This is a genomic window from Methylobacterium sp. WL116, assembly GCF_008039455.1.
Taxonomy (GTDB): Bacteria; Pseudomonadota; Alphaproteobacteria; order Rhizobiales; family Beijerinckiaceae; genus Methylobacterium.
The window spans coordinates 1-8,934 of sequence record NZ_VRUV01000153.1 but is presented as its reverse complement, the minus strand read 5'-3'; the positions used below and the strand labels follow the sequence as shown (position 1 = coordinate 8,934).

General features: G+C 70.2%; 13 protein-coding genes. 6 read left to right on the top strand and 7 right to left on the bottom strand.

All coding sequences use genetic code 11. From position 1 onward, the window contains the following. On the top strand, window positions 1-463 hold a 463-nt coding region (locus FV223_RS13190; protein WP_210247510.1), incomplete at its 5' end, for an FAD-binding protein. A gap of 213 nt (window positions 464-676) precedes the next feature. Beyond that, window positions 677-1,558: a 3-hydroxybutyryl-CoA dehydrogenase gene (locus FV223_RS13185; protein WP_147727480.1), complete on the top strand. Its 882-nt coding sequence runs from the start codon at window positions 677-679 to the stop codon at window positions 1,556-1,558. Window positions 1,559-1,583: 25 nt separating this feature from the next. Here the strand turns inward: FV223_RS13185 and FV223_RS13180 are convergent, their stop codons facing one another. From FV223_RS13180 to FV223_RS13160, 5 genes are all read right to left on the bottom strand, one after another. Continuing rightward, window positions 1,584-1,889 carry a hypothetical protein gene (locus FV223_RS13180; RefSeq protein ID WP_147727479.1) on the bottom strand — a complete coding sequence of 102 codons (306 nt, stop codon included), beginning with the start codon at window positions 1,887-1,889 and terminating at the stop codon, window positions 1,584-1,586. A gap of 122 nt (window positions 1,890-2,011) precedes the next feature. After that, window positions 2,012-3,022 (bottom strand): NAD(P)H-quinone oxidoreductase, encoded by a 1,011-nt coding sequence (locus FV223_RS13175; RefSeq protein ID WP_147727478.1) that lies wholly within the window; start codon window positions 3,020-3,022, stop codon window positions 2,012-2,014. An 81-nt stretch (window positions 3,023-3,103) separates the two neighbouring features. Continuing rightward, window positions 3,104-3,739 carry a uracil phosphoribosyltransferase gene (gene upp / locus FV223_RS13170; protein WP_147727477.1) on the bottom strand — a complete coding sequence of 212 codons (636 nt, stop codon included), beginning with the start codon at window positions 3,737-3,739 and terminating at the stop codon, window positions 3,104-3,106. Window positions 3,740-3,864: 125 nt separating this feature from the next. Continuing rightward, on the bottom strand, window positions 3,865-4,335 hold the full coding sequence (locus FV223_RS13165; protein WP_147727476.1) for a DUF2852 domain-containing protein: 471 nt from the start codon (window positions 4,333-4,335) through the stop codon (window positions 3,865-3,867). 83 nt (window positions 4,336-4,418) lie between these two features. Then, window positions 4,419-5,045 (bottom strand): TetR/AcrR family transcriptional regulator, encoded by a 627-nt coding sequence (locus tag FV223_RS13160; RefSeq protein WP_147727475.1) that lies wholly within the window; start codon window positions 5,043-5,045, stop codon window positions 4,419-4,421. Window positions 5,046-5,294: 249 nt separating this feature from the next. Between FV223_RS13160 and FV223_RS13155 the strand changes: the two genes are divergently transcribed. The 4 genes from FV223_RS13155 (at window position 5,295) to FV223_RS13140 (ending at window position 7,743) form a co-directional block, all read left to right on the top strand. Continuing rightward, window positions 5,295-5,597, top strand: a complete 303-nt coding sequence (locus FV223_RS13155) for a hypothetical protein (protein WP_147727474.1) — start codon at window positions 5,295-5,297, stop codon at window positions 5,595-5,597. Between the two features lie 146 nt (window positions 5,598-5,743). Continuing rightward, a complete protein-coding gene (locus tag FV223_RS13150) occupies window positions 5,744-6,562 on the top strand; it encodes a quinoprotein dehydrogenase-associated SoxYZ-like carrier (protein ID WP_147727473.1) in 819 nt (272 codons plus the stop codon). A 61-nt stretch (window positions 6,563-6,623) separates the two neighbouring features. Then, entirely contained in the window at window positions 6,624-7,013 is a 390-nt protein-coding gene (locus tag FV223_RS13145) for a thioredoxin family protein (RefSeq protein WP_147727472.1), read from the top strand. A gap of 10 nt (window positions 7,014-7,023) precedes the next feature. Further along, window positions 7,024-7,743 (top strand): cytochrome c biogenesis protein CcdA, encoded by a 720-nt coding sequence (locus FV223_RS13140; RefSeq protein WP_147727471.1) that lies wholly within the window; start codon window positions 7,024-7,026, stop codon window positions 7,741-7,743. Window positions 7,744-7,753: 10 nt separating this feature from the next. Here FV223_RS13140 and FV223_RS13135 read toward each other — a convergent pair whose 3' ends face one another. Continuing rightward, window positions 7,754-7,942 (bottom strand): DUF1192 domain-containing protein, encoded by a 189-nt coding sequence (locus FV223_RS13135; protein WP_147727470.1) that lies wholly within the window; start codon window positions 7,940-7,942, stop codon window positions 7,754-7,756. An 11-nt stretch (window positions 7,943-7,953) separates the two neighbouring features. Next, on the bottom strand, window positions 7,954-8,934 hold a 981-nt coding region (locus tag FV223_RS13130), incomplete at its 5' end, for a phosphopentomutase (protein WP_147727469.1).

The following is an 8,934-nucleotide window of genomic DNA, read 5'->3' as shown; positions in this document are numbered from 1 at the left end:
CACGAGGGCGTGGATGGGGGCGCCCCCTGCCGGCGGCTCGACCTTCAAGGGCGAGGAGATCGCCAAGTCCGACCGGCCGGAGCTGGCGGCGGCCAAGAGCATCGTCTCCGGCGGTCGCTCGCTCGGCTCGGCCGACAAGTTCAAGGAGCTGATCGAGCCGCTGGCCGACTCGCTCGGCGCCGCCGTCGGCGCCTCCCGCGCCGCGGTCGATGCCGGCTACGCCCCCAACGACTGGCAGGTCGGCCAGACCGGCAAGGTGGTCGCGCCCGACCTCTACGTCGCCGTCGGCATCTCCGGCGCGATCCAGCACCTGGCCGGCATGAAGGATTCGAAGGTCATCGTCGCGATCAACAAGGACGAGGACGCGCCGATCTTCCAGGTGGCGGATTACGGGCTCGTCGGCGACCTGTTCCAGATCGTGCCGGAACTGCAGGCCGAGATCGGCAAGGCCAAGGGCAACTGAAGTCGTTCGTCGCGATCCGAAGGTCGTCGGATCGGGTCACCCGGTCGAACCCGTCGCGCGATCGCGTGCGCGACGGGTTCCACTTGGGCCGACGAAGGGTCTAAAAGAAACGCCGCACAGTCCTTCCAGCTTTCGCGTCGGATGGTGGGCCGTGCGGCGTAGGGCAGCTCGACAACCGCTTCGGTCGTCGGCGTCGGGGGCATGGATCGACAGATGGGCATCGATATCAAGCGGGTCGGCATCATCGGTGCCGGGCAGATGGGGAGCGGCATCGCTCACGTCTGCGCAGCGGCCGGCCTCGACGTTCTGCTGAACGACCGCGATCCCGACCGCCTGAACGCCGGCCTCGCCAACATCGACGGCAACCTCGCCCGCCAGGTCTCGAAGGGCACGATGGACGAGGGACAGCGCCGCGACGTCCGCGAGCGCATCGTCGCCGCCCGCAGCTACGACGACCTCGGCCCCTGCGACCTCGTCATCGAGGCCGCGACCGAGAACGAGGCGACCAAGCGGCAGATCTTCTCGACGCTGTGCACGTCGCTGCGGCCCGATGCGCTGATCGCCACCAACACGTCCTCGATCTCGATCACCCGGCTCGCCGCCTCGACCGACCGGCCGGAGCGCTTCATCGGCATCCACTTCATGAACCCGGTGCCGGTGATGCAGCTCGTCGAGCTGATCCGCGGCATCGCCACGGAGGACCCGACCTACGAGTCGGCCAAGGCGTTCATCGCAAAGCTCGGCAAGACCTCGACGATGTCGGAGGATTTTCCGGCCTTCATCGTCAACCGCATCCTGCTGCCGATGATCAACGAGGCGATCTACACGCTCTACGAGGGCGTCGGCTCGGTCGAATCGATCGACACCGCGATGCGGCTCGGCGCGAACCACCCGATGGGCCCGCTGCAGCTCGCCGACTTCATCGGCCTCGATACCTGCCTGTCGGTAATGCAGGTGCTCTACGAGGGTCTGGCGGATTCGAAGTACCGGCCGTGCCCGCTGCTGGTGAAGTACGTCGAGGCCGGCTGGCTCGGCCGCAAGGTCAAGCGCGGCTTCTACGATTATCGCGGCGAGACGCCGGTCCCGACCCGCTGAGCGCGGGCCGGGTCGCTTTCATCGCCTACTTGGGCTGATTGCCGTTGGCGTTCGGCTGGGCCGGCTGCGGGTAGGTCGGGTTGCCGGCCGGAACGGCACCGCTGTTGCTCGACGCCGGCGCATTGCTCGAGCCCGTCACCGACCCGGTGATCTCCTTGCGCGACGCGTCCTGGCTCTGGCTGGCATAGTCCTTCGGCGCGTTGGCTCCGTTCCACGTGAGCAGGCCGATCGTGGCGACCGCGAGCAGCACGAGGCTGCCGACCAGCACCCACAGCACCGACTTGCCGCGCTCGCCCTGGCGCGCGTTCTGATTGGGAAGCTTCTCGACCATTCCAAGGACCTCACCGATACGCCGTCAGGGCGTCGCCGCGTGCCGAAGGGCGGCACGCGTTCTCGACCCGGCAAACGCCGGTCCGTCGCCGGGGGTTCCTCCCGATACGGCCGCGCTCGGCCTCAGCGGCCGGTGACGAGCAGGATCTTGCCGAGGTGGGCGCTCGACTCCATCAGAGCATGCGCCTTCTGCGCCTCTTCCAGGGGGAAGGTCGCGTGGATCACCGGGCGGATGCGGCCGGCATCGAGCTCCGGCCACACGTCGCGGCGGAGCCCGTCGGCGATTTCCGCCTTCTCGGCGTTCGGACGCGGCCGCAGCGTGGCGCCGGTGAAGGTGAGCCGCTTGATCATGATCGGCGTGATGTTGAGCGCCTCGACCTTGTTGCCGCCCATCAGGGCGATCAGCACGAGGCGACCCTCGATCGCGAGCGAGGCGAGGTTCTTGGCGAGGTAGCTCGCACCGATCATGTCGAGGATGACGTCGACGCCCTTGCCGTCGGTCAGCCGCTGGACCTCCTCGGCGAAGTCGGCCTCGCGGTAGTTGATCGCGGCGTCCGCGCCGAGCGACTCGCAGAACGCGCACTTCTCGGCCGAGCCGGCCGTCGTCAGCACGCGGGCGCCGAGGTGTTTGGCGATCTGGATCGCCGTGGAGCCGATGCCGCTCGATCCGCCATGGACGAGGAAGGTCTCGCCCGCGGCGAGCCGCCCGCGCTGCACCACGTTGGAATAGACCGTGAAGAACGTCTCGGGGATGCCGCCGGCATCGACGAGCGACAGCACCTCGGGCTTCGGCAGGCAATGCCCGGCCTCCGCCACCGCGAACTCGGCGTAGCCGCCGCTGATCACCAGCGCGCAGACCTCGTCGCCGAGGGACAGGCCGGATACACCCTCGCCGAGCGCCGCGATGCGGCCCGCGACCTCGAGGCCCGGCACCGCGGTGGCGCCCTTCGGCGGCGGATACTTGCCGCCGCGCTGCATCACGTCCGGACGGTTGACGCCGGCCGACACCACCTCGATCAGCACCTGGCCCGGCCCGGCCTTCGGCAGCGGCACCGTCTCGATGCCGATCACCTCGGGGCCGCCGGCTCCGTTGAAGCAGACCTGGCGCATGGTCTCGGGCAGCGTCATCGTCATCGGGCGGTCTCCTCGCGAGGGTTCGCCCCTAGTTGCTGCCGGACGCTCCGTTGGCAAGCCCGGGTCCAAGGCCCGCGCGTCTCAGCGGGTGCCGTACATCCGGTCGCCGGCATCGCCCAGGCCCGGCACGATGTAGCTGTGGTCGTTGAGGTGGCTGTCGATCGCCGCGGTCCAGATCGGCACGTCGGGGTGAGCGGCCTGAAGCCGGGCGACGCCCTCCGGCGCGGCGAGCAGGCAAACGAAGCGCAGGTCCTGCGCGCCGCGAGCCTTCAGCCGCGTCAGCGCGGCGATGGCGGAATTCGCGGTGGCGAGCATCGGGTCGAGCACCAGCACCGTGCGATCGGCGAGGTCCGACGGCGCCTTGAAGTAGTACTCGACCGCCTCGAGCGTCTCCGGGTCGCGGTAGAGCCCGACATGCGCGACGCGAGCCGAGGGCAGCAGCGACAGCATCCCATCGAGGAAGCCGACGCCAGCCCGCAGGATCGGGGCGAGGACCAGCTTCTTGCCCTGGATCTGGCGCCCCTCCATCGTCTGGATCGGCGTCTCGATCGTCACCGGCTCCAGCGGCAGGTCGCGCGTCACTTCATAAGCGAGCAGCATCCCGATCTCGTTGAGCAGGTTGCGGAAACCCTGCGTCGAGCGGTTCTTGTCGCGCAGGAGCGTCAACTTGTGCTGGACGAGGGGGTGGTCGACCACCGTGACCGTTGCCTGGCTCATCCTGTCCTCCCGACGCGTGCCCTCCCGCTTTGCCGAACGGCGATCCCGGGCGCAACGCGAACCCCACGAAAAAGGGCCTTCCGCTCGCACGGAAGGCCCTCGATCTCGTCGGTCGCGCGTCGGGATCAGGCGGTGAAGGACTTGTCGGTCCCGTCGGCGCGGCGCTTGGCCATGAAGGCGTCGAACTGGTCGCGATCCTTGGCGCGCTTCAGCTCCTCGACGAACTCGGCGAAGGCGCGGCTTTCCTCCTGCAGGGCGCGGCGCTGGGCGTCGAGCCGGTCGAGCTCGGCCTTGCGATACTCCTCGAAGGCCCAGTTGCCGGTGGTTCCGCGGCGGTTCGAGGCCTCGAATGCGCGGGCGAAGCGCGAGGCTCGGGCGGTGCCGCCCTCCCAACCCGCGGCGCCGCGCTTGGCGTAGTCGCGCAGTTCCCCGAGGGCCGGATACCCGGCGATCTTCCACGCCACCAGGGCGAGGCCGACGGGCCACCAGTAGATGAAGGTCACTACGATCGCGCCGATCTCGATCGAGCGGCGCGGAAACGGGCCGCAGCGGCTGACCTTGCCGCTCGCCCAGGGGGAGGAAGTGGAAGTGCTCACGGTAAGGCTCCGCTGTTCATGTGAACAGCGTTAACATGCGGGCGGCCCGCAGGCCTTTCAAGGGGTGCGACGCGCGATGCGCATCACCCCGGCTTGCCCGCCCCGGCGCCGTGGACGAGGGCGAGCACGCCGGCGCGCAGAAGCTCGTACTTGTCGGGAATGCCCGGCCCCTTCGGTAGGTGTCCCGCCGCCGCGAGGGTCGCCAGCCCGTGCGAGAGCGCCCAGACCTCCAGCGCGATGAAGCGCGGGGCGACGCCGCCGAACCCGTCGGGGAAGGTCGCCTGCAACGCCTCGACCAGGAGGTCGAACGGGCTCGGGCGCGGCCCGGCCTCGTTCGGGGCGTGGACGCCGCGGGTCTCGAAGATTGCCGCGTAGTAGCCCGGCTCCTCCTCCGCGAAGGCGAGGTAGGCCTCCCCCATCCGGGTGAAGCGCTCCAGCGGGGTGCCGCGGGCGGTGAGCGCGCGCGCCAGCCGCTCGGCCAGATCCGCGAAGCCGCGCCCGGCGAGTTCCTCGAGCAACGCCTCGCGGCCGCGGAAATGCCGGTAGAGCGCGGCCGGGGTGACGCCGACGAGGCGGGCGGCGTCGACCAGGGTGAAGCCGCCGATGCCGCGCTCGGCGATGAAGCGGCGCGCGGCCTCGATCAGCGCCTCCTTCAGGTTGCCGTGGTGGTAGCCACGTCGATCAGCGGGTCCGTCTCGCCAGGGTCGCACCGGGTACTCCTCACCTGCACCCCGGACGCGGGCGCGCGACGTTTACGAGCGAGCGTCGCGTTTGTTTCGGCGATCGTGCGAGCTTACCAGAAATCCGGCTTTCCCCGACATCGTTGCGTCTACCAGTCGACGATGGACGCGGGCGTGAGGCTTGACAGCCACGCCCGATGCAACAGTGTTTCATCCGGTGATCGGCAGGGCCTAGGATGCCGTGCGGCCCCCTTCGGCGCGGAACGGAGAATCGAGAGCATGGCCTTCGTCAGCCTGATGGCGTGGCGGGCGCGCTCGGCCGAGCAGGCTCAGCGCGCCAAGCTTTTGAAAGTCGCATGCTCGGATGCCCTCGGGCTCGGCTCGGAGGATGCGATCACCGTCAACGAGATCGCCTGTGCCGACCCCGGCTGCCCGGACATCGAGACCGTGGTGCTGGTGATGCGCGCCGGCGAGCCGACGCGGGCGATCCGCATCCCCGCGCCGATGGATGCGGTCGGCGAGGCCGAGCTCGAGCGGCTCGTCGCGGACGAGCGGGTGCTCCGCAAGCCGAACGCATCTTAGACGCAACCGTGCCGGCGGCTCGGCACGACGCGCGGCGCACTATGTTTTGACCGAGGAAATTCGGCAATCTCCTCTATAAGTCTATCGTGACGGCGGTGCCATCAAGAGCACCGATGCAACGAACGAAGAGATTACGAGGAAACGCCATGCGCCACATCATCCGAAAGACCGTCGTCGGCCTCGCCGTCGCGTTGCCCGTGCTGGCCTCGGCCGGCGTCGCCTTCGCGGCGGCCGGCGACGGCGACGCCGAGCGCGCGGCACGCTGGCAGGAGCTGCAGAAGCAGGTGTTCGGCGACCGAAAGGTCGAGCCCGGCAAGCTTGTATCGATCGACATGCCGGTGCGCGCCGAGGACGCCGCCCTGGTCCCGGTGACGCTCACCGTCGCCGACAAGGACGAGGTGAAGGGGCTGTACCTCATCATCGACGACAACCCGGCACCGCTCGCCGCCCATGTCGACTTCGGGCCGGCCGGCGACCCGGCGCAGCTGAAGATGCGGGTGCGGGTCAACACCTATTCCAACGTCCACGCCGTGGCCGAGACCAAGGACGGGCGTCTCGTCGCGTCCGAGATCTTCGTGAAGGCATCGGGCGGCTGCTCGGCGCCGATGGGGATGACCGACGCGGACGCGATGAAGGGCATGGGCGACATGCGGATGAAGTTCTCTGACCTCACCGCCGACAAGGCGATGCCGGCGACGCTGATGATCCGCCACCCGAACTTTTCCGGCATGCAGATGAACCAGGTTTCGCGCGAGTACACGCCCGCCCGCTACCTCGACCGGATCAGCGTCAGCCAGGGCGCGCGCAACGTCTTCACGCTGGAAGGCGACATCTCGATCTCGTCGAACCCGGTGATCGGCTTCGAGATGCGCCCCGAGGGCAGCGCGCCGATCACGGTCGCGGCCACCGACAGCCAGGGCGGCACGTTCGACCACACCTTCCCGGTGCCGGCCGTCAGCAACTGAACGACGACGACGCGCCCGGCCCGAGCGGGCCGGGCTTTCGCCAACCGGGGATCCGACGCTCATGACACGCCGCCGTACGCTCATCGCCCTCCTCGCCCTCGCGCCGCTGGCCTTCGCCCAGGCGCAGGCCGGGGAGATGAAGCCCTATTCGCAGGAGGCGTTCGACGCCGCGCAGAAGGCCGGCAAGCCGATCCTCGTCGAGGTCAGCGCGCCGTGGTGCCCGATCTGCAAGACGCAGAAGCCGATCCTGGCCAAGCTCAGCGCCGACCCGCGCTTCAAGGACCTGCAGATCTTCGACATCGACTTCGACAGCCAGAAGGACCTGCTGCGCAAGCTCGACGTCCGCATGCAGAGTACGCTGATCGCCTACAAGGGCGCCGTCGAGACCGGCCGCTCGGTCGGCGAGACGCAGCCCGAATGGATCGAGGGGCTGGTCGAGAAGACCCTCTAGGCCGAACGCGATGCTCGTCAGCCTCGGCCTCGCGCTGCTCGCCGGACTGCTCTCGACGCTCTCGCCCTGCGTGCTGCCGCTGCTGCCGCTGGTGCTCGGGGCGGCGGCGTCCGAGCATCGCTACGGGCCGGCGGCGCTGGCGGGCGGGCTGGCCCTGTCGTTCGTGGCGATCGGCCTCTTCGTCGCCACGATCGGCTTCGGCCTCGGGCTCGACGGCGACGTGTTCCGCCGCGTCGCCGCGATCCTGCTGATCCTCGTCGGGATCGTCCTGCTGGTGCCGTCGGCGCAGACGCGCCTCGCGGTCGCCGCCGGGCCGGTCGCGAACTGGACCGAGGCGCGCTTCGGCGGGTTCTCCGCCACCGGCCTGTGGGGCCAGCTCGGCGTCGGGCTGCTGCTCGGCGCCGTCTGGAGCCCCTGCGTCGGCCCGACGCTCGGCGCCGCCTCGATCCTGGCCGCGCAGGGACGCGACCTTGGGGCGGTGGGCTTGACGATGCTGGTCTTCGGCCTCGGCGCGGCCCTGCCGCTCCTGATCCTCGGCGCCCTCTCGCGATCCGTCCTGATGCGCTGGCGCGACCGGCTGATGCGGGCCGGCAAGGGAATGAAGGCGGCGCTTGGGCTCATCCTCGTCGCCACCGGGCTGGTGATCGTGCTCGGCGCCGACAAGCGGATCGAGGCGGTGCTGGTCGACGCCTCGCCGGATTGGCTGAACGCGCTGGCGACGCGCTACTGAACGCGCCGCCTCAGCGCTTGAAGAACGCGTCCGCGGCGCCGAGCGCCACCTGCTTGGCCGTCCGGGCTGCCTCGAGCCGCCGGATCTCGTCCTGCAGCAACGCGATCCGGTGATTGATCTCGTCCACCGACAGGGTGTCGAGCCCCTGCCCGATCTCGTGGTGCACCGGGCGCTTCACCCGCTCGTCGTCGTCCCGCATCGCAAAACTCCTCACAAGGCCGGCGTCCCGGCGCCGGGCGGCAGGCCGAGATGGCGGGCGACGGTGGCGCCGATGTCGGAGAACGTCGCGCGCCGCCCGAGCGGGCCCGGCGCGATCCCCGGCCCGAAGGCCAGGACCGGCACCTGCTCGCGGGTGTGCTCGGTGCCGTGCCAGGTCGGGTCGTTGCCGTGGTCGGCGGTGACGAGGCAGAGGTCGCCCGGGCGAAGCGTCGCCAGGATGTCGGGAACGCGGGCGTCGAACGCTTCCAGCTCGGCGGCGTAGCCCGGCACGTCGCGGCGGTGGCCGTGCTCGCTGTCGAAGTCGACGAGGTTGGCGAAGACCAGTCCGCCATCGGCGAGGCTTCCGAGCGCATCGAGCGCGGCGTCGAGGCACGCCATGTTGGCGCCCGGCTTGATCTCACGGCCGGTGGCCCGGTGGGCGAAGATGTCGCCGATCTTGCCGACGCTGACCAGGTCGCGGCCCGCGGCCTGGAGGCGGTCGAGCAGGGTGTCGGCCGGCGGCGCGACGGAGAAGTCGCGGCGGTGGCTCGTCCGCCGAAAGCCTGCCTCGGCCGTCCCGGCGAAGGGCCGGGCGATCACCCGGCCGATCCGGTAGGCGTCGCAGAGCTCGCGCGCGATCCGGCACAGGTCGTAGAGGCGCTCCAGGCCGAAGGCGTCCTCGTGGGCCGCGATCTGGAAAACGCTGTCGGCGGACGTGTAGCAGATCGGCCTGCCGGTCCGGACGTGCTCGGCGCCGAGCGCATCGATGATCGCGATGCCGGAGGCGTGGCGGTCGCCGAGGATGCCCGGCAGGTCCCCCAGCCGGATCAGGTCGCGCGTCAGCGCCTCGGGAAAGGCCGGCCGCGTATCCGGGAAGTATCCCCACGGTTCGCGCATGGCGAGGCCGGCGATCTCCCAATGCCCGGACGGCGTGTCCTTGCCGGCCGCGGTCTCGACGGCGTGGCCCCAGGCGCCCGCGAGCGCGCCGGGCGC

Bases quoted from the DNA above. Each gene is read 5' to 3' on its own strand.
- FV223_RS13185 (WP_147727480.1), top strand. From the start codon at position 677: ATGGGCATCGATATCAAGCGGGTCGGCATCATCGGTGCCGGGCAGATG.
- FV223_RS13180 (WP_147727479.1), bottom strand. From the start codon at position 1,889: ATGGTCGAGAAGCTTCCCAATCAGAACGCGCGCCAGGGCGAGCGCGGC.
- FV223_RS13175 (WP_147727478.1), bottom strand. From the start codon at position 3,022: ATGACGATGACGCTGCCCGAGACCATGCGCCAGGTCTGCTTCAACGGA.
- upp (WP_147727477.1), bottom strand. From the start codon at position 3,739: ATGAGCCAGGCAACGGTCACGGTGGTCGACCACCCCCTCGTCCAGCAC.
- FV223_RS13155 (WP_147727474.1), top strand. From the start codon at position 5,295: ATGGCCTTCGTCAGCCTGATGGCGTGGCGGGCGCGCTCGGCCGAGCAG.
- FV223_RS13150 (WP_147727473.1), top strand. From the start codon at position 5,744: ATGCGCCACATCATCCGAAAGACCGTCGTCGGCCTCGCCGTCGCGTTG.
- FV223_RS13145 (WP_147727472.1), top strand. From the start codon at position 6,624: ATGACACGCCGCCGTACGCTCATCGCCCTCCTCGCCCTCGCGCCGCTG.
- FV223_RS13140 (WP_147727471.1), top strand. From the start codon at position 7,024: ATGCTCGTCAGCCTCGGCCTCGCGCTGCTCGCCGGACTGCTCTCGACG.
- FV223_RS13135 (WP_147727470.1), bottom strand. From the start codon at position 7,942: ATGCGGGACGACGACGAGCGGGTGAAGCGCCCGGTGCACCACGAGATC.